The following is a 19,083-nucleotide window of genomic DNA, read 5'->3' as shown; positions in this document are numbered from 1 at the left end:
TGTCCGGCGGGTCAGGACGAGGTGCTTCGTCGGGCTGGGAAGTCCTGGCCCCGTTCCGCACGACGGCCGGCACGCTGCTGGTCGGCTCCGCGCGGACGTATTTGGAGCGCCCGGCGGTTGCGCCGTTCGGGCCATTCCGGCCCGTCCGAGGCGCGGCCCGGGAAAAGCCGGGGAGGCATGACGGCATGGGCAATGTGACTGGAGTCGCGGGCGCCGGGGTGATGGGCGGGGGGATCGCTCTGACGGCCGCGCTCGCCGGGTCCCCCGTTCTCGTCTGGAGTCGGAGGGAGACGACACTTCGATCCTGCGTCGACAAGTGCGGAAGGGATCTGGGCCGAGCCGTCGAGAAGGGCTGGATCGACGAGGCTTCCGCACACGACGCGGTCTCGCGGATCCAGCCGGTCACCGATGTGCGTGAGCTGGCTGCGGCCGACCTGGTCATCGAGAGCGTGGCCGAAGACCTCTCCGTGAAGAAGGAGGTCCTCGCGCAGCTCGACCGCGTCTGCGACGAGAACACGATCCTGTCCACCAATACGTCGTCCATCCCGATCGACGCGCTCGCGGAGGCGACCCGAAGGCCGCAGGACTTCCTTGGTACGCACTTCATCTACCCGGCTCCGATCCGCCCGTTGGTCGAAGTCCTCACCGGAACCGCGACCAGTGAGGAAACGGTGTCCCGCGTCCGTGTGCGGTTCGAGGAGTGGGGGAAGCGCTGCCTGATCGTCAAGGACGACGTATCCGGCCCCGTCGTGAACCGCCTGTTCGGTGTTCTCGCGGCCGAGGCGATTCGTCTCCACGAATCCGGAGCCGTGAGTGCGGCCGATATCGACGCGATCTGTGAGCTGGGGTTCGGGCATGCGACAGGGCCGCTCAAATCGCTCGACGCCGTGGGGCTGGATGTGGCGCTTGCGAGCTTCGGATACGCGTACGAGAGAACAGGGGAGGCTGTCTTCGAGCCGCCGGTGACCCTCTCTCGCATGGTTTCCCAAGGTCTTCTGGGGCGAAAGTCCCGCAAGGGCTTCTACGAATATCCGAGCAAGTAGGCAAGCCGGACGCCGGGCCGAGGGGAGAGAAAGACTCATGAGCACGCGCGACGAGACGGCGCCGAGCCGTAGGACGTACTTCTTCCACGACCCGTCCACTCAGATTCCGACCCTCCTGGCCCTGGACGGGCTCCAGTTGATGCGTCGGCTGAAGGAGGGTTCACTCACGGCGGCCCCGCTGGAGTCCACCTTGGACTACCGGGTCGTCGAGGTCGACCGGGGGTCGGTGACCGTCGGTGTGCGGCCCAGGGAGTGGCACGGGACCCACAGCGGGAACGTGCACGGTGGACTGATCGCGTCCGTGGCGGACGCCGTGTGCGGGTACGCCGTCCAGACCCATCTGCCGGCCGGTTCGTACGCCGTGACCGCAAAACTGTGCGTCAGTTTCCTGCACCCGGTGAGCCCCGGGCAGCAGGAGCTGCGCTGTGTGGGGTCGGCCCCCGTGCCCGAGCAGGGGCGCTCCCGGGCGGCCGCCGAACTCGTCGACCCGGACGGGAAAGTACTGGCCACGGCGACCGCCGACGTGCGTGTCCTGTCCGTATAACCGCTAGGAGGGTCTTCTGTGTGCGCGGTGAACGGCTTCCCGTACACGATCACCGGATTGGCCGTGGAACTGGGGGATCAGGTCGACATCGGGGCCTGGGCGGAGCGGGCCCGGGTTCCGGACCAGAAGCATCCCGGCTCGACCATGTCCGGGGAGGTCCTGCAGAAGATCCTGGGGGTGACGGGCAAAGCCTGGGCCCGCGACCGCTTCTCCGACGCGCGTGTCCTCACGGACGTGGCCCGGACGGCTCTCGACTCGGCGGCGGTCACGGCGCGGGACGTGGACACGCTGATCCTCGTGTCCTGCACGCCGTTCCAGGTGATGCTCGACCAGGACGCGCTCAGCCTGGCGCGCGACCTCGGAGTGCCGGACACGGTCTCTCCGCTCCAGCTCGGAGCCGGCTGCGCGGGGCTGGCCCGCGCGGCGGAACTCGTCCGCAGGATGAACAGTGAGCGGGCCCTGATCGTCGCCTACAACGTGGCGAGCCGCCATTCCGTCGACTCCCGGGGAGCCCTGTACTCCCACGGGGAGGGCAATGAGGCACACCCCTTCGGGGCGTTGTTGTGGGCTTCCGCCGTACTGTTCTCCGATGCCCTGGCCGCCATGGTGCTGACGCGAACTCCGGACAGCGACGGAATCTCTTTCTACAGCAGGGACGCGCTCTCCTTCGCGGACGGCCCGGGACTCACGGATCCGCTCATCCACTACCCGGGCGGAGGCGCCCAGAATCCGCCGGGGGAGCCGAACTCCACACTCCTCATGTCGTACGGGATGAACAGCGAGGAGATCATCACCTACTACATGCAGGGAATGACGGAGAACCACAAGACTCTGGAGAAACACAGGCCCGGCTACCTCGACCAGGTCTCCCGCGTCTACACGCACCAGGCGAGCCCGCGCCTCGTGGAGGCGTTCGCCGAATCGGTGAGCATGCGAAAGGAAATGGCCCCTTCGAACGCGGCACGGTACGGAAACATGGTCTCGCCCTCCACGCTGGCGCTGCTCCAGGAAGACCTCGCGGAAGGATCCCTCTCCGCGGGAGACCCGGTGTGCTTCAGCGTGGTCGGATCGGGTCCGGAACGCGGCGCGTTCATCACCTCGGTCGATATCGGATCCGGGGTTCTGTAGAACCTTCACGCCAGGGTCGCGGCCCGCTCGGGGTCGACGGCGTGCCGCAGGGGCTCGCCTCGCAGGAGGCGGTCGAGTTCGTCGAGCACGAGGTGCCCGAGCCGGTGGCGTTCGGCGCCGAGTGCGCCGGCGAGGTGAGGGGTCAGGACGGTGTTGGGGAGGTCGTAGAGGGGCGAGTCGGGGGCCGGGGGCTCCGGGTGGGTGACGTCGAGCACGGCCGTGACGTCGGGCCTCGCGCGCAGGACGTCCGCCAGCGCCGCCTCGTCGACGAGCGCACCCCTGGCCGTGTTGACCAGCGTCGCGCCCGGCAGCAGGGAGGCCAGCAGGCGCGCTCCGACGACGCCGCGGGTCTCGGGCAGGAGGGGCGCGTGGAGACTCACGACGTGGCAGGTGGCGAAGAGCTCCTCGACGCCGACGAGCCGTACGCCCGCCTCCCGCGCGGTGTCGGCGGAGGCGAGAGGGTCCGTCGCGAGGACCTCGACGTCGAAGCGGCCGAGGTGCGCCGCGACGAGCCGGCCGATGTGACCGAGCCCCAGCAGACCCACGCGTGACCGGTAGGCACCGGGGACTTCGGGGTCATGGGGGAAGCCGCGGTTCCGGGCCACCTCGCGGCTGATGCGATGGGTCTGTTTCAAGCCGAGGAGGACCTGGGCGAGGGCGAACTCCGCCACCGGCACGGCGTTGGCCGCGGCCGCCGAGACGATCGGTATGCCCCGGGCCCAGAAGGCGGGCGTGGTCAGATGCCGTACGGAGCCCGCGGCGACGAGGACGGCCCGCAGCGCGGGCGCGCGCGCCAGGAAGGCCGCGTCGAGGACGGGGGCTCCCCAGCCGGTGAGGAGGATCTCGGCGCGGCGCAGGGCGTCGGGGTGCTCGTCGAGCTGATGGCGGGTGAGAGAGAGGCTTCCGCGGTCCACGAGCCGGTCGATGCCGGCAAGCACCTCGGGCGGATAGACGTCAGCTCTCCGCTCCTCCTCCATGACCAGCAGGGCCGTCGGTCGGTGTGCCGCCTCGTCCATGTCGATGACGCTCCTCGTCGAAGACGCTCCTGGCCCGGTCGGGTCTGTGCGCAAAAGTTCGGCCGTGTGTCGCAGCGTGGAGCAGCGTGTTCGAAATATCGACCGAACCGCCTGGAAGGAGACGATACATCGGATGACTCAAGTGTCCACCCGTAGAGGGCAATTGTTCGGCGTACGGTGTCGCGGTGCGGCTTATCCCGTGTCCAGGTGCGGGTCCGGGCGAGGGCAACTCGGTGGGCGTCGGCCCGGGCTGCCGTGGCCCTGCCGAAGGAATCTCGTATTCATCGGAGTATTGACCCAGGATTTGGCGCCCGTTAGCGTCCCCCGGCAAGCGCTTGCTACAGGCGGTTGTGACGCGGTGGAACGGGAGTTGCGATGCAGAGATCGCGGTGGATCGGCGCGGGTTTCCTCGCGTCGGCACTGATCCTCACCAGCTGTACATCAGGACCCGCGGGAGCGGACGTCGAGCAGGACACCAAGGCGCCCCTCGAACTGTGGACCAGGACGACACCCGGCGGACCGGGCGAGAAGGGCACGCTCGCACTCGCCGCCGCCTTCGAGAAGGCCACAGGACACCAGGTCGAAGTCACCGCCATCTTCGACGACTTCGAGACCAAACTGCAGCAGCGGGCCGCGCAGCGGGACCTCCCCGACATCGTCATGAACGACGTGACGCAGCTCGGCGCCATGCACAGCCAGGGGCTGCTGCGCGAGATCGACCTGGACAAGATCGAGCACAGCCGGCAGGTCGTCGCCCAGGGGCTCGACTCCGGCAAGGGCGTCGACGGAAAGCAGTACGGCCTGCCGTACTCCGCACAGGCCACCGGGCTGCTCATCCGCAAGGACTGGCGTCAGAAGCTGAAGCTCGGCGTCCCCCGGAACTGGGACGATTTCGCCGCCATGGCCGAGGCCTTCACCACGAAGGACCCGGACGGCGACGGCAAGAAGAACACCTTCGGCCTCGCCGCCCCGCTCTCCACCAAGCGCGGCTACGCCTCCTGGTACTTCTCCAACTTCCTCTGGGCCGCGGGCGGCGACTTCATCACCGAGACCGGGGACGGCAAGTACAAACCCGCGATGAGCACGAAGGAGTCGGTCGGGGCCGTGCAGTGGTTCCGCGACCTCGGCTGCGCGGCCAAGGCCGTCCAGCCCGGCGCGGTCACCATGGACACCCCGCCCACGAACGAGACGTTCGAGGCGGGACGGACCGGCATGTTCGCCGTCGGCCCCTACCTGCTGCCCCGCTTCGACGAGGTCCTCGGCAAGGACAAGTACGAGGTCGTGCCGATGCCGAAGGGTCCGAAGGACGCGACCGTCCTCGCCGAGGGCGGCACCGTCTACCTGATGGCGGGCTCCGAGAACCGGGCGGGCCAGGACGCCTTCGCCGACTTCGCGATCTCCCCCGAGGGGCAGCGCACCGGGATGCGCGGCGAGACCGGCTTCACCGTCCAACTGCCCGTCAACAAAACGGTGGACGTCGCCAAGGTCCGCCCCGACCCGCGCTGGAAGACGTACGACGAGATCTACCGCTCCTCCGGCAGGTACGCCCCCTCCGTCCCGAACTGGACCGCGGTGCGCCAGACCACCGCGGAGACCGTCAACGCGCTGATGGCCGACTGCGACCTGGACACCCGCGGCGAGCTCCGCGACCTCGACAAGAAGCTCGCCGGCATCCTCGAGGAACAGGGAATCGCCGCGTCATGAGCCTCGACCAGGTCGAACACGCCCCGCACTCCGGGCGTGGGCCCGCCGGTCCGAAGGGGCGGACGGGCGGCGGCGCCGCGGCCGCCCGCCGAAGACGCAGCCGCCGCACGGGCCGGTGGTGGACGCCCTGGCTCTTCCTGGCCCCGGCGCTGCTCCTCTTCCTGTACTTCAAGTTCATCCCCATGGCCAACGCGCTGACCATGTCCTTCCAGGAGGTCCAGCCCTATCTCGGCAACAAGTGGGTCGGCACGGAGAACTACGCGACCGTCCTCGGGTCCGCGGGTTTCCGCGAGGCCGCCTGGCACACCGTCGTCCTGGCCGCCGGGCAGACGGCGGGCTCGATGCTCCTCGGTCTGGTGCTCGCGCTGCTGATGGAGGGGCAGGGCCGCCGCCTGGGATTCGTGCGCTCCGCGGCGTTCCTGCCGGTCGTGGTGCCGATCGCCGTCGTCGCCGAACTGTGGCGGATCATGTACCACCCGACCGGGGACGGCATGGTCAACTCCCTCCTCGGCCTTGTGGGGTTCGGCCCGTCGGGATTCATCAACGACCCCGACTCCTCGCTCGCGTCCATCATGGTCACCGGCATCTGGCGGGGCGCCCCCTACGACATGATGATCTTCCTCGCCGGGCTCGCCAGCGTGGACCGCGGCCTGTACGAGGCCGCGAAGGTCGACGGCGCCTCCCGGTTCCAGCGGGTGTGGCACGTGACGGTGCCCGGGCTGCGGTCGGTGTTCTCGATCCTGTTCATCCTCGCCGCGATCCGCGGCCTGCGGGTGTTCACCGAGGTCTTCCTGCTCACCAACGGCGGCCCCGACGGCTCCACCGAGGTCGTGATGACCCTCATCTACAAGCTCGGCCTCGAACAGAACCGGCTCGGCGTCGGAGCGGCGGGAGCCGTCCTGCTGTTCCTCACGACGCTGGTCCTCACGATCGTCGTCCACCTCGTGCGCCGCAGGGAGAGCAGATGAACGCGCCGACCGAGACCGCGCTCGGCCTCACCGAGAGCAGGAGCCCGGGCGGCCGCCTCCTGAAGGTGGTCACCTACCTCCTGGTACTGATCCTCTTCGCGGGGCCGCTCCTCGCCCTGCTGGTCAGCGCCTTCAGCAAGGTCAAGGACCCGACCCAGCTGAGCGTCGTCCCCTCCGGCGCCACCCTGGACAACTTCAGGATCGCCTTCGACCAGGGCGTGCTGACGTATCTCCTGAACTCGTTCTTCGTGGTCGGCTTCGGCCTGCTGCTCCAGGTGGCCGTCTCCGTCCTGGCCGGTTACGCGCTGGCCCGCAAGGTCTTCCCCGGTATGACCATCGCCCTCGTGGCGATCCTGGCCACGCTCATGCTGCCCGAGGAGATCCTCGCCCTCCCGCTCTCCCTGATCCTCGCCGATCTCCCGGTCGTCCACTTCAACCTCATCGGCACCCTCGCCGGCATGATCGTCCCGCTGGGCGCCTGGGGCTTCTCCATCCTCGTCATGACCGAGTTCATGAAGGACGTACCGAAGGAACTCGAAGAGGCCGCCCGCATCGACGGCGCCGGTGACCTGCGGATCTTCGCCCAGATCATCCTGCCGATGTGCAAGCCGGCGCTGGGGGTCATCGGGGTCTTCGGCTTCACGATGATCTGGGACCAGTACCTGCTGCCCCTGCTCGTCGCCACCGACTCCTCCTCCTACACGCTCCCGCTCGCGCTGCGCACCCTGCGCATCGACCCCGACGTCACCCCGGGAGTGGTCCTCGCGGCCTCGCTGCTCGCGCTGCTCCCCTCCGTGATCGTCTTCCTCTTCTTCCAGCGTTCCTTCGTGTCAGGGCTGTCCTCCGGCGCCCTGAAGGGCTGACGCGCCCACCCGCCCCCATCCGTCGACCTCAAGGAGCGCCACCCCGTGACCCCGACCGCCGCCCCGGACACGACCTGGTTCACCACCGACCGGTTCGGGATGTTCGTCCACTGGGGCCTGTACTCCCTCGCCGCCCGCCACGAGTGGGTCAAGAGCAGGGAGAAGCTGTCCGACGAGCAGTACCAGGTGTACTTCGACCACTTCGACCCCGACCGCTACGACCCGGTGCGGTGGGCGAGGACCGCGAAGGCCGCCGGCATGCGCTACGTCGTCCTCACCACCAAGCACCACGACGGCTTCTGCCTGTGGGACAGCGCCCTCACCGACTACAAGGTCACCAACACCCCGTACAGCCGCGACCTCCTCACCCCGTTCGTCGAGGCGTGCCGCGCCGAAGGGCTCAAGGTCGGCTTCTACTACTCGCTGATCGACTGGCACCACCCGTCCTTCCCCGTCGACGGCACCCACCCCCAGCGCGACGACGAGGAGTTCAAGGCCGCCCACGCCGACCGCGACATCGCCGACTACCGGCGCTATCTGCACGGCCAGGTCCGCGAGCTGCTGACCGGCTTCGGCCGCGTCGACCACCTCTTCTTCGACTTCTCCTACGCCGGCCGCCACTGGTGGGGCGGCAAGGGCCCCGACGACTGGGACTCACCCGGGCTGATGCGGCTGATCCGCGAGCTCCAGCCGCACGTCCTCGTCAACGACAGGACCGGCCTGCCCGGCGACTTCGTCACCCCCGAGCAGTACCAGCCCGCGGGGCCCATGACGAAGGACGGGAAACCCGTGGTCTGGGAGGCCTGCCAGACCCTCAACGGCAGCTGGGGCTACGACCGCGACAACCACGACCACAAGAGCGCCGACCTGGTGATCCGCATGCTCGTCGACGGCGTCTCCAAGGGCGGCAACCTGCTGCTCAACGTCGGCCCCACCGGCCGCGGCGACCTCGACCCGCACACCGTCGCCGTCCTCGGCGAGCTGGGCCGCTGGATGGACCTGCACGAGAGGTCGGTCCGCGGCTGCGGCCCCGCCCCGTACACCGCCCCCGCCGACTGCCGCTACACCCGGCGCGGCGACCGGCTCTACCTCCACCTCTTCGCCTGGCCGCTGCGCCACCTGCACCTGCCCGGACTCGCGGGCCGGGTCCGGTACGCCCAGCTCCTCAACGACGCGTCCGAGATCCCCCGCGTCGAGATCGCCCCCGGCCAGCCCGCGCTCAACACCGAGATGGGCGGGCAGCCCGCAGGCACCCTCACCCTCCAGCTCCCCGTGCAGCGCCCGGACACGCCCGTCCCCGTCATCGAGCTGTACCTGGACACATCCACCGACAGCTGACGCACCGCCCCCCCGAAACCCCCCATGGAGGCACCATGCAACGCCGCACGTTCCTCACCGGCACCGCCGTCGGAGCGGCACTCGCCGCCGCGCCGCTCGCCACCCTGCGCACGGCGGGCGCGGCCGAGCCCACGGCGTCCGCCACCGTCAGCTCCCTGCCCGATCTGCAGAGAGCCATCGACGGCGCGGCGCCCGGCGACCGGATCGTCCTTGCGGACGGCACCTACACCGTTCCGCCGGGCGACTCCATCGACGTGACGGGCAAGCACGGCACCCAGGACGCGCCCATCACCATCACCGCGGCCTCCCGCGGCGGCGCGGTCCTGCGCGGTGAGCGCGGCTTCGTCTTCAGCGGGTCGAGCAACATCACCGTCAGCGGCTTCGCGTTCCGCCAGAGCACCACTCTGGAGATACCGGCGAACTGCTCGCGCATCCGGCTGACCCGCAACGACTTCCGGCTCGCCGACATCGAGGGCCTGCACTGGGTGATGGTGCGCGCCGACGACACGAAGATCGACCGCAACCACTTCCACGGCAAGACCACCCTCGGCGTCTTCCTCGGCGTCGAGGGAGCGGGCGGCACCGCCATGGCCCAGCGCGTGCACATCCTCCGGAACCATTTCTCCGACCACACCTTCGCCGGTGCCAACGGAGGGGAGCCGATCCGCCTCGGCGTCAGCCCCCGCGCCCTGTCCGGCGCCCGCGCCGTCGTCGAATACAACCTGTTCGAGCGGTGCGACGGAGACCCCGAGGCCATCTCGGTGAAGTCGTCCGACAACACCGTCCGGTACAACACGATCCGCGACAGCGCCGGCGGCATCGTCCTGCGCCACGGCAACCGCACCCGGGTGGAGAGCAACTACCTGATCGACGGCAAGGAAGGCCTGCGCCTCTACGGCAACGACCATCTGATCGTCAACAACTACGTGGCCGGTCTGTCCGGCCGGGCGCTGGTCATCGGCAGCGGCAGCACCCGCGACCACCACTCCGGAGAGACGGCCGACGAGCGGCGCGGCAACGACGCCTGCGACCGCGCGGTGATCGTGCACAACACCCTGTACGGCAACGCCGAGACGCTCTCCGGAGAGGACCGCCCCTACGAACCCCAGAAGGTGGTCGTCGCCGACAACCTCCTGGTGGGCGACTCCGGAGACCTCGTCGCGATGGAGAGGACCACCGGCTTCACCTGGCGGAGCAACCTCCTGTGGGGCGCCGCGGCGAACGGCAACATCCCCTCCGGCGGCTTCACCCGGGCCGACCCGAAGCTCCGGCGCGGGCCCGACGGCGTGTTCCGGCTCTCGGCGGGCAGCCCGGCGATCGGCAGGGCCACGCTGGGCAGCCCGGCCGTGACCGACGACATCGACGGCGACCCGCGCGGCGCCACACGGGACATCGGCGCCGACGAGTACGCGACGGCGGCACCACTGCGCCGCCCCCTCACGGCGGCGGACGTCGGCCCGCACGCGCCCTGACCGGCGGCTCCTGACGGGCTCCGGTCAGCCGTCGAGGACCTGGTCCAGGAAACCGTTCAGGTTCTGCATGGTCCGCGCGTTCTGCTCCTCCGGCGTGAGGCTCTCCTCCAGGCGGCGGCGGGCCTGCGCCGTGGTCTTCTTCCCCCGTACGTAGAGGGAGCAGGCCAGGTCCGCGCAGATGTACAGCCCGACGGAGTTGCCCTGGCGGCCCGCCGCGCCGGCCTTCGGGGCCACGAGCAGCGTGATGCCGGAGCCGGACTGCGGCGTCACGCAGACCGAGCAGATGCTGGACTTGAGCATGCTCCTGCGGGCCCCGGTGGAGGCCCGCAGGGCGATGCCCACGGGCCGGTCGTCCCGCCACGTCACGACATAGCCGCGCTCGGGCGCCTTGGGGTCCCGCCAGCCGAGAAAGTCCAGGTCGGACCAGGGGGTGTCGGCGAAGTCCGCAGGGAGGGTGAGTCTGCGGGCCTCGCCCTTCGAACAGTTCACAAAGGACGCACGGATCTCGTTCTCACTGACGGACTTCATGATCCGCAAGGTACCAACGGGCCGCGCGGGCCGTCCTGCCATTTTCTGCCGGCCACCGGGCGCGGGTGCTGAGTCGCGGTCCTCGGGGCAGGCTGTCGACTGAGGCGTCGAGGGAGTTTCGAGGGAGAGGTGGCCGCGTGGTGCCGACCGGTGAGAACGGCGAGGATCTGCTCAAGGGCCTTTCGGTGGACGAGGCCCGCCCGGAGCGCCCGGTGCTCCTCGACGAGGAGGGGCAGCCCCTTCAGACGTGGCGGGAGAACTACCCGTACGCGGAGAAGCTGGGCCGCCGGGAGTACGAGCGGCGCAAGCGGATCCTCCAGATCGAGCTGCTCAAACTGCAGAAGTCGGTGCGTGACCGGGGCCTGCGCATCGTGGTGCTGTGCGAGGGGCGTGACGCGGCGGGCAAGGGCGGCACGATCAAGCGGTTCACCGAGCGCCTGAACCCGCGCGGCGCGAGGACCGTGGCCCTCGACAAGCCGAACGAGCACGAGGCGGGCCAGTGGTACTTCCAGCGGTACGTCGCCCAGCTGCCGACGGCCGGCGAGATCGTCTTCTTCGACCGGTCCTGGTACAACCGCGCCGGCGTCGAGCCGGTGATGGGGTTCTGCACGCCCGCCCAGCACCGGCACTTCCTGGAACAGGCTCCGCTGTTCGAAAAGATGATCACCGATGACGGCATCATCCTCGTCAAGTTCTGGTTCTCCGTTTCACGGGCCGAGCAGCGGACCCGTTTCGCGATCCGGCAGGTCGACCCGGTGCGCCAGTGGAAGCTGTCCTCCACTGACGTCGCCTCACTGGACCTGTGGGACGCCTACACGTACGCGAAGGTCGAGATGTTCCGGGCCACGGACACGGCGCACGCCCCCTGGACCGTCGTGAAGACCAACGACAAGCGGCGCGGCCGCCTCGAAGCCATGCGCCATCTGCTGCTGCGGGTCGACTACGAGGCCAAGGACACGGAGGCCGTAGGGAAGGCCGACCCGCTGATCATCGGCCCGGCCAACACCCTGCTGGAGCCCGGGGAGGACGCCACGGACCTGTCGCCCAGCAAGCTCGCCCCCAACGACAAGGGTCCCGGCCGGCACCCCGACACCTGAGTCCCCGGCCGCACCCCGGTCCCTGCGGTCGGCGGATCCCCGGCGTCTCGTGCCGGGCCCGGGGCGTCATGCCCCCGCTGTCGGTCCCCGTTCGGCCAGCCCCTCGTACAGCGCCCCGACCAGGTGGATGCTGCGCAGGTCCTCGCCGGAGGTCCCGGCACCCATGCGGTTCATGGTGTACGCGTACGAGACGCCGTTCTCCGGGTCGGCGAAGGCGTACGACCCGCCCGCGCCGCCGTGCCCGAACGCCCGCGGGTTGGGTCCTGCCTGCCCGAACTGGTTGAGCATGTAGCCGACGCCCCACGGCCAGTTCTCGGCGAGCGGGGTGCCCGCCCGCAGCACCAGGTCGGGCTCGTCGCCCTTGCCCTGCCGGGTGCGCAGCCGCTCCACGGCGCCGGGGGAGAGGAGTCTGCCGTTCGCCAACTCCGCGTACACGGCGGCGAGTCCACGTGCGGTGGCGTGGCCGTTGACCGCGGGGATCTCCGCGCCGCGGTAGGCGGCGGCGTTCACGTCGCCGAGCGGCAGGTACTGCAGGGCGAGCGTGACCGGCGCCATCGGATGGTCCGTCAGACCGCCCACCGGGGGCTTCGGCGCCTCGCCGAACACGGTGCGGGCCGACTTCGGTGCTTCGCCGGACTCCTCGGGAGCCGACGAAGGCTTCTCGGGGGCGCGGAGGGCGGGCGCCATGTCCGCGCACCGCCCGTGCTCGCTCTCCGGCGTGCCCACGTGGACGTCGGCGCCGAGCGGCCCGGTCACCTCCGTGCGCAGGAACGTCCCGAGCGAGACACCCGTGACGCGCCGCACCACCTCGCCGACGAGGAAGCCGAACGTCACCGCGTGATAGCCCTGGGCGGTGCCGGGCCGCCACCACGGCCGCGTCGCCGCCAGCGCGTCCGTCACCTTCTCCCAGTCGTACACCGCGCCCGGCGCCATCGGCTCGCTCGGCGCGATGAGACCGGCGCGGTGACTCAGCAGCCAGCGCACCGGGATGTCGGCCTTGCCCTCCCGTGCGAACTCCGGCCAGTACCGCGCGACCGGCGCGTCCAGGTCCAACTCGCCGCGGTCGACGAGCAGATGGGCGCAGAGCGCCGTCATCCCCTTGGTCGTGGAGTAGACGTTGACCAGCGTGTCCCGCTCCCAGGAGCGGGTGCCGGTGCGGTCCGCGTCGCCGCCCCACAGGTCGACGACGAGCTCGCCGCCGACCGTGGCCGCGACGGACGCGCCGAGGTCGTCGCGCTCGGTGAAGTTCCGCTCGAATTCCGCGCGTACGCGCTCGAATCCGGGGGCGCAGGTGCCGTGCACGCGCAGAGTCATGGGCTCATGGTTGCCTACGGCACCTATCGCCGCAAGAGGGCCGGAGGTGTGTACGACGAGTGAAGAAATGTCTGCGCCGAATGTACGGGTTTCCGCCTCGATGACCGGCGCTTGTGTCCTGCCCGCCAGAGGTTGGACTTCTCTTCACACAGCCGTCACAGGCTCTTCCGTATCGCTTGCTCCCCTTGGCACACTTCACCCCGCTCACGTCCCCCACAAAACACGAGGTCGGAACATTCATGCCTGAACTCAATCGGCGCCGCTTCATGCAGCTGGCCGGCGGCACCGCGACGTTCGCCATGCTCAACCAGAGCATCGCCCGCGCCGCGTCCCTGCCGGCCGCCCGCGCCACCGGCACCATCAAGGACGTCGAGCACGTCGTCGTACTGATGCAGGAGAACCGGTCCTTCGACCACTACTTCGGGACGATGAAGGGCGTACGCGGCTTCGGCGACCCGCGCCCGGTGACCCTGCCCAGCGGCAAGCCGGTCTGGCACCAGCGGGGCGGCGGCAAGGAGGTGCTGCCCTTCCACCCGGACGCCGAGAACCTCGGCATGCAGTTCATCGCGGGCCTCGACCACGACTGGGCGGGCGGCCACAAGGCGTTCAACAACGGCGCGTACGACCAGTGGATCCCCGCGAAGTCCGAGCGGACGATGGCCTATCTGGAGCGGAACGACATCCCGTTCCACTACGCGCTGGCCGATGCGTTCACGGTCTGCGACGACTACCACTGCTCGTTCATCGGGGCCACCGACCCCAACCGCTACTACATGCTCACGGGCCACGTCGGCAACGACGGCAAGGGCGGCGGCCCGGTCCTCGGCAACCAGGAGCTCGGCTACGACTGGACGACGTACGCGGAGCGCCTGGAGCAGGCGGGCGTGAGCTGGAAGGTCTACCAGGACATCGGTGACGGCCTGGACGCGGCGGGCCACTGGGGCTGGATCGACGACGCCTACCGCGGCAACTACGGCGACAACTCGCTCCTCTACTTCAACAAGTACCGCAACGCGAAGCCCGGCGACCCGCTGTACGACAAGGCCCGCACCGGCACCAACGCCAAGGCGGGCGACGGCTACTTCGACATCCTCACGGCCGACGTGAAGGCGGACAGGCTCCCGCAGGTCTCCTACATCGCCTGCCCGGAGGCCTTCACCGAGCACCCCAACTGGCCGGTGAACTACGGCGCCTGGTACATCGCCCAGGTCCTGGACGCGCTCACCTCCAACCCCGAGGTGTGGGCGAAGACGGCCCTGTTCATCACCTACGACGAGAACGACGGCTACTTCGACCACATCGTCCCGCCGTACGTGCCGAAGGACGCCAACCAGGGCAAGTCCACCGTCGACACCACCCTCGACTACTTCCCGGGCAACGCCTCCTACGCGGCCGGGCACTACGGCCTCGGCCAGCGCGTCCCGATGATCGTCGTCTCGCCGTGGAGCACCGGCGGCTTCGTGAACTCCGAGGTCTTCGACCACACGTCGATCATCCGGTTCATGGAGAAGCGCTTCGGCGTCAGGGAGCCCAACATCTCGCCGTGGCGCCGTGCGATCTGCGGCGACCTGACGTCCGCGTTCGACTTCAGCGGCAAGGACACCGACCCGGCGAAGCTCCCCGACACCGCCGCCTACGAGCCGCCGGACAAGCAGCGCCACCCCGACTACGTGCCCAAGGCGCCCGCCAACCCGGCGCTGCCCAAGCAGGAGCCCGGCTCCCGGCCCGCCCGCGCGCTGCCGTACGCCCCGCTGGTCGACGGCGCGGCGGACCCGGTGGCCGGGAAGTTCACGCTCACGTTCAGCGGTGGCGCCAAGGCCGGCGTCTGCTTCCACGTCCGGTCCGCGAACCGCACCGACGGCCCGTGGACCTACACCACCGAGGCGGGCAAGACCCTCTCGGACACCTGGAACTCGAAGTACTCCAAGGACGCCTACGACCTCTCCGTCTTCGGCCCCAACGGCTTCCTGCGCACCTTCAAGGGCCCCGGCAAGAAGGCGGGCCCCGAGGTCGTCGCCCGCCACGACGGCACGACGGGCAACATCAAGCTGACCCTGAAGAACGCGGGCAGCGCCGATGTGAACCTCACGGTGACCAACGCCTACGGAGGCGCGGGCCAGACCTTCAAGGTCAGGGCGGGCGCCTCCGTGGAGCACACCGTCGACCTGCGGGCGAGCAAGCGCTGGTACGACCTGACGGTGAAGTCCGACACCGACGCCGGATTCCTGCGGCGCCTCGCCGGCCATGTGGAGACCGGCGCGGCGGGCGTCAGCGACCCGGCGATCAGCACCGGCTGACGCCGGGAGAGCGCCGAAAAAGGGGACGCCTGCGGGCGGCGGGCCTGGATAGCATCCAGAGGCATGGCATCCACCCATCGCCGTGCAGGCGTCCCCGAGAAGCCCGTCCTCGACGGGCTCGAAGAGAAGTGGTCTCGGCGATGGGACGAGTCGGGCGTATTCGCCTTCGACCGTTCGAAGACGCGGGACGAGATCTTCTCCATCGACACCCCGCCGCCCACGGTCAGCGGCTCGCTGCACGTCGGCCACGTCTTCTCGTACACCCACACCGACGCAGTCGCCCGCTACCAGCGCATGCGCGGCAAGGAAGTCTTCTATCCCATGGGATGGGACGACAACGGCCTGCCGACCGAGCGGCGCGTCCAGAACCACTTCGGTGTCCGCTGCGATCCCGCCCTGCCGTACGACCCGGACTTCGTCCCGCCGGAGAAGCCCGGCAAGCGCCAACTCTCCATCTCCCGACGGAACTTCATCGAGCTCTGCGAGCTGCTCACCGCCGAGGACGAGCAGGCCTTCGAGAACCTGTGGCGCAGGCTCGGGCTCTCCGTCGACTGGTCCCGCACCTACCGGACCATCGGCGCCGACGCCCGCGCCGCCTCGCAGCTCGCGTTCCTCAACAACCTCGCGCGCGGCGAGGCGTACGTCGCCGAGGCGCCCACGCTCTGGGACGTCACGTTCCGTACGGCGGTCGCCCAGGCGGAGCTGGAGGACCGTGAGCGGCCCGCCGCCTACCACCGGATCGCCTTCCACGGCACCGACGGCAGTGTTGACGACGGCAGCCCCGTCGGCGGCAACCTCGTCGAGATCGAGACGACCCGCCCCGAACTGCTCCCCGCCTGCGTCGCCCTCGTCGCACACCCCGACGACGACCGCTACCGCCACCTGTTCGGCACGACCGTCCGCACCCCGCTCTTCGACGTCGAGGTCCCCGTCGTCGCGCACCGCCTCGCCACCCCCGAGAAGGGCACGGGCATCGCGATGGTCTGCACGTTCGGGGACACCACCGACGTCACGTGGTGGCGCGAACTGCGGCTCGCCACCCGGCCGGTGATCGGCTGGGACGGCCGCTTCCGCACCGAGCCGCCGAGCGGCGTCGAGACACCGGCCGCCGTCGCCGCGTACGCGAAGCTGGCCGGCGCCACCGCGCACATGGCGCGCGAACGCGTCGTCGAGATGCTGCGCGACAGCGGCGACCTCCGGGGCGAACCACGCCACGTCACGCACGCGGTGAAGTTCTTCGAGAAGGGCGACAAGCCCCTGGAGATCGTCACGACCCGCCAGTGGTACGTCCGCAACGGCGGCCGCGACACCGCCCTGCGCGACCGGCTGCTGGCCCGCGGCACCGAACTGGCCTGGCACCCGCCGCACATGCGCGTCCGCTACGAGAACTGGGTCGGCGGCCTCAACGGCGACTGGCTCATCAGCCGCCAGCGGTTCTTCGGCGTCCCGATCCCCGTCTGGTACCCGCTGGACGGCTCGGGCCGGCCCGACCACGACCACCCGATCGTCCCCGACCGCGCCGCCCTGCCCGTCGACCCGAGCGCGGAGACCCCGCCCGGCTACGAGCCGGCACAGCGCGGCGCGCCGCACGGCTTCGTCGGCGACCCGGACGTCATGGACACCTGGGCGACGTCCTCCCTCACCCCGCAGATCGCGGGCAAGTGGCGGACGGACCCGGATCTGTTCGCGCGGGTCTTCCCGATGGACCTGCGCCCGCAGGCCCACGAGATCATCCGCACCTGGCTGTTCGCCACGGTCGTGCGCTCCCACACCGAGCACGACGCGCTGCCCTGGCGGCACGCGGCGATCTCCGGCTGGATCCTCGACCCCGACCGCAAGAAGATGGCGAAGTCCAAGGGCAACGCGGTCACGCCGGACGGCCTCCTCGTCCGGCACGGCGCGGACGCGGTCCGCTACTGGGCGGCGAGCGGCCGCCCCGGCACGGACACGGCGTTCGACGTCGGCCAGATGAAGATCGGCCGCCGCCTCGCCACGAAGCTGCTGAACGTCGGCAGGTTCGTCCTGAGCCTCGGCGACGTCGATGCGGAGGCCGCCGTCACCGAGCCGCTCGACCGGGCGCTGCTCGCCGGACTGGCGTCGACCGCCGACGAGGCCACCGCGGCCTTCGACGCCTTCGACTACGCCCGCGCCCTGGAGCGCACGGAACAGTTCTTCTGGCGCTTCTGCGACGACTACGTCGAGCTCGTCAAGGCCCGCGCGTACGGCGACCACGGCGACGCGCCCGCGACCGCGTCGGCCCGGGCGGCGCTGCGCACGGCGCTCGACGTCCTGCTGCGGCTCTTCGCGCCGGTCCTCCCCTTCGTCACGGAGGAGATCTGGTCGTGGTGGCGCGAGGGCTCGGTCCACCGTGCGGAGTGGCCGAGCGGGTCGGAGCTGCGCGAGCACGCGGGCGACGCGGCGGTCCTCGGCACGGCGTCGGAGGCCATCGCGGCGATCCGCGGGGCCAAGTCGCGGGCGAAGCTTTCGATGCGGGCGGAGGTCGTGACGGCGACGGTCACGGCGGACCGTGCCGCACTCGACCGTTTCGCGGCGGCGCAGGGCGATCTGCGGGCGGCGGGCCGGGTCGGGACGTTCGAACTGCGGGAGGGCGAGGGCGAGCTGCGGGTCGAGGCCGCGTTCTGAAGGGCGCACCGCCCTCCGTAACGGACGTCACACCCCCGTTGAGGGACTGGCGAACGCCCCGTACACGGAGGGTAGGGTCTCCCGGGTGACAACGCATTCGAACACTCCTGCAGGCTGGTACCCGGACCCTCACGGCGCGCCCCAGCTGCTCCGCTGGTGGGACGGCTCCCAGTGGACGGACCACACCAACCCGGCCCCGCAGGGCCAGGCCCAGCAGGTCCCGCAGCAGGCGCAGCCCGCGCAGCCCGCCGCACAGGCCCAGCAGCCCGCGCAGGGTCAGTTCGGTCAGCCCCAGATGCAGGCGCCGCAGGGCCAGTTCGGCCAGCCGCAGCCGCAGGCTCCGCAGGCGGCCGACCCGGCCAAGGTGCAGCGCCAGGTGCAGAAGCAGGCCGGTGTCGCGCCGTCCGCGCAGGGCGGCGGCACGCTGTTCACGGAGCCGGTCCTGGTCGTGAACCAGAAGGCCAAGCTCATCGAGCTGACGAACGAGTACAGCGTCATGGACCAGGCGGGCAACACGCTCGGCTCGGTCGTCCAGGTCGGCCAGAGCACGCTGAAGAAGGTCGCCCGTTTCGTCGCCAGCGTCGATCAGTTCATGACGCACAAGCTGGAGATCCGCGACGCGTACGGCCAGCCGCAGATGATGCTGACCCGCCCCCGCAAGTTCATGAAGTCGCGGGTGATCGTCGAGCGCCCGGACGGCCAGCAGGTCGGCGAGATCGTCCAGCAGAACATGATCGGCAAGATCAACTTCGCGATGATGGTGAACGGCCAGCAGGTCGGCGCGATCAAGGCGGAGAACTGGCGCGCCTGGAACTTCTCGATCGTCGACCACGCCGACAACGAGGTGGCCCGGATCACGAAGACGTGGGAGGGCCTCGCCAAGACGATGTTCACCACGGCGGACAACTACGTCCTCCAGATCCACTACCAGCTCCCGGACCCCCTCCTGAGCTTGGTCGTGGCAACGGCCCTGACGGTCGACACAGCCCTCAAGCAGGACGCCCGAGGCTTCGGCTGACCGAGCCCCGGCGCCCCGGGGCACGAGACGGCTGGCCGAGCCCCGTCGTCCCCAGGGGCGCGGGGAACTGCGCGCCCAGCCACATCCCACCCGCAGTCCCCGGACGGCGT

15 protein-coding genes are annotated in these 19,083 nt (G+C 70.2%); 12 read left to right on the top strand and 3 right to left on the bottom strand.

All coding sequences use genetic code 11. From position 1 onward, the window contains the following. Window positions 1–101 precede the first annotated feature (101 nt). Genes ACH4D5_RS07055 through ACH4D5_RS07045 form a run of 3 tightly spaced genes read left to right on the top strand, consistent with a single transcriptional unit; the run spans window position 102 to window position 2,715 of the window. Window positions 102–1,043, top strand: a complete 942-nt coding sequence (locus ACH4D5_RS07055; protein WP_398299426.1) for a 3-hydroxyacyl-CoA dehydrogenase family protein — start codon at window positions 102–104, stop codon at window positions 1,041–1,043. A 37-nt stretch (window positions 1,044–1,080) separates the two neighbouring features. Continuing rightward, on the top strand, window positions 1,081–1,587 hold the full coding sequence (locus ACH4D5_RS07050) for a PaaI family thioesterase (protein WP_398299424.1): 507 nt from the start codon (window positions 1,081–1,083) through the stop codon (window positions 1,585–1,587). 18 nt (window positions 1,588–1,605) lie between these two features. Further along, complete coding sequence (locus ACH4D5_RS07045) at window positions 1,606–2,715, top strand: 3-oxoacyl-[acyl-carrier-protein] synthase III C-terminal domain-containing protein (RefSeq protein WP_398299422.1); 1,110 nt, start codon at window positions 1,606–1,608, stop codon at window positions 2,713–2,715. 5 nt (window positions 2,716–2,720) lie between these two features. On the opposite strand, the gene ACH4D5_RS07040 is transcribed toward ACH4D5_RS07045, so the two are convergent. After that, window positions 2,721–3,731, bottom strand: coding sequence for a hydroxyacid dehydrogenase (locus tag ACH4D5_RS07040; protein WP_398299420.1), 1,011 nt, complete (start codon window positions 3,729–3,731; stop codon window positions 2,721–2,723). A gap of 375 nt (window positions 3,732–4,106) precedes the next feature. On the opposite strand from ACH4D5_RS07040, the gene ACH4D5_RS07035 reads away from it, so the two are divergent. Genes ACH4D5_RS07035 through ACH4D5_RS07015 form a run of 5 tightly spaced genes read left to right on the top strand, consistent with a single transcriptional unit; the run spans window position 4,107 to window position 10,076 of the window. Continuing rightward, complete coding sequence (locus ACH4D5_RS07035) at window positions 4,107–5,435, top strand: extracellular solute-binding protein (protein ID WP_398299418.1); 1,329 nt, start codon at window positions 4,107–4,109, stop codon at window positions 5,433–5,435. After that, on the top strand, window positions 5,432–6,403 hold the full coding sequence (locus ACH4D5_RS07030; RefSeq protein ID WP_398299416.1) for a carbohydrate ABC transporter permease: 972 nt from the start codon (window positions 5,432–5,434) through the stop codon (window positions 6,401–6,403). The genes ACH4D5_RS07035 and ACH4D5_RS07030 overlap by 4 nt, the downstream gene beginning before the upstream one ends. Further along, window positions 6,400–7,266, top strand: coding sequence for a carbohydrate ABC transporter permease (locus ACH4D5_RS07025; protein WP_398299414.1), 867 nt, complete (start codon window positions 6,400–6,402; stop codon window positions 7,264–7,266). Before ACH4D5_RS07030 ends, ACH4D5_RS07025 begins: the two co-directional genes overlap by 4 nt. A gap of 45 nt (window positions 7,267–7,311) precedes the next feature. After that, window positions 7,312–8,604 (top strand): alpha-L-fucosidase, encoded by a 1,293-nt coding sequence (locus ACH4D5_RS07020; RefSeq protein ID WP_398299412.1) that lies wholly within the window; start codon window positions 7,312–7,314, stop codon window positions 8,602–8,604. Between the two features lie 35 nt (window positions 8,605–8,639). After that, on the top strand, window positions 8,640–10,076 hold the full coding sequence (locus ACH4D5_RS07015) for a polysaccharide lyase 6 family protein (RefSeq protein ID WP_398299410.1): 1,437 nt from the start codon (window positions 8,640–8,642) through the stop codon (window positions 10,074–10,076). 24 nt (window positions 10,077–10,100) lie between these two features. On the opposite strand, the gene ACH4D5_RS07010 is transcribed toward ACH4D5_RS07015, so the two are convergent. Next, window positions 10,101–10,604, bottom strand: coding sequence for an FBP domain-containing protein (locus ACH4D5_RS07010; protein ID WP_398299408.1), 504 nt, complete (start codon window positions 10,602–10,604; stop codon window positions 10,101–10,103). A 137-nt stretch (window positions 10,605–10,741) separates the two neighbouring features. Here ACH4D5_RS07010 and ppk2 point away from each other — a divergent pair, with 137 nt between their 5' ends. Then, window positions 10,742–11,701: a polyphosphate kinase 2 gene (gene ppk2 / locus ACH4D5_RS07005; RefSeq protein ID WP_398299406.1), complete on the top strand. Its 960-nt coding sequence runs from the start codon at window positions 10,742–10,744 to the stop codon at window positions 11,699–11,701. Window positions 11,702–11,767: 66 nt separating this feature from the next. Here the strand turns inward: ppk2 and ACH4D5_RS07000 are convergent, their stop codons facing one another. Further along, window positions 11,768–13,015: a serine hydrolase domain-containing protein gene (locus tag ACH4D5_RS07000; protein ID WP_398299404.1), complete on the bottom strand. Its 1,248-nt coding sequence runs from the start codon at window positions 13,013–13,015 to the stop codon at window positions 11,768–11,770. A 239-nt stretch (window positions 13,016–13,254) separates the two neighbouring features. On the opposite strand from ACH4D5_RS07000, the gene ACH4D5_RS06995 reads away from it, so the two are divergent. The 3 genes from ACH4D5_RS06995 (at window position 13,255) to ACH4D5_RS06985 (ending at window position 18,973) form a co-directional block, all read left to right on the top strand. Next, window positions 13,255–15,312, top strand: coding sequence for a phosphocholine-specific phospholipase C (locus ACH4D5_RS06995; protein WP_398299402.1), 2,058 nt, complete (start codon window positions 13,255–13,257; stop codon window positions 15,310–15,312). 63 nt (window positions 15,313–15,375) lie between these two features. After that, complete coding sequence (gene valS / locus ACH4D5_RS06990) at window positions 15,376–17,955, top strand: valine--tRNA ligase (protein ID WP_398299400.1); 2,580 nt, start codon at window positions 15,376–15,378, stop codon at window positions 17,953–17,955. A gap of 85 nt (window positions 17,956–18,040) precedes the next feature. Next, window positions 18,041–18,973, top strand: coding sequence for a phospholipid scramblase-related protein (locus ACH4D5_RS06985; protein WP_398299398.1), 933 nt, complete (start codon window positions 18,041–18,043; stop codon window positions 18,971–18,973). The last annotated feature ends 110 nt before the right edge of the window (window positions 18,974–19,083 follow it).

Origin of the sequence: Streptomyces sp. NPDC018029, assembly GCF_044327655.1 — a bacterium.
Taxonomy (GTDB): Bacteria; Actinomycetota; Actinomycetes; order Streptomycetales; family Streptomycetaceae; genus Streptomyces.
This window is presented reverse-complemented; position numbering and strand designations above follow the sequence as displayed.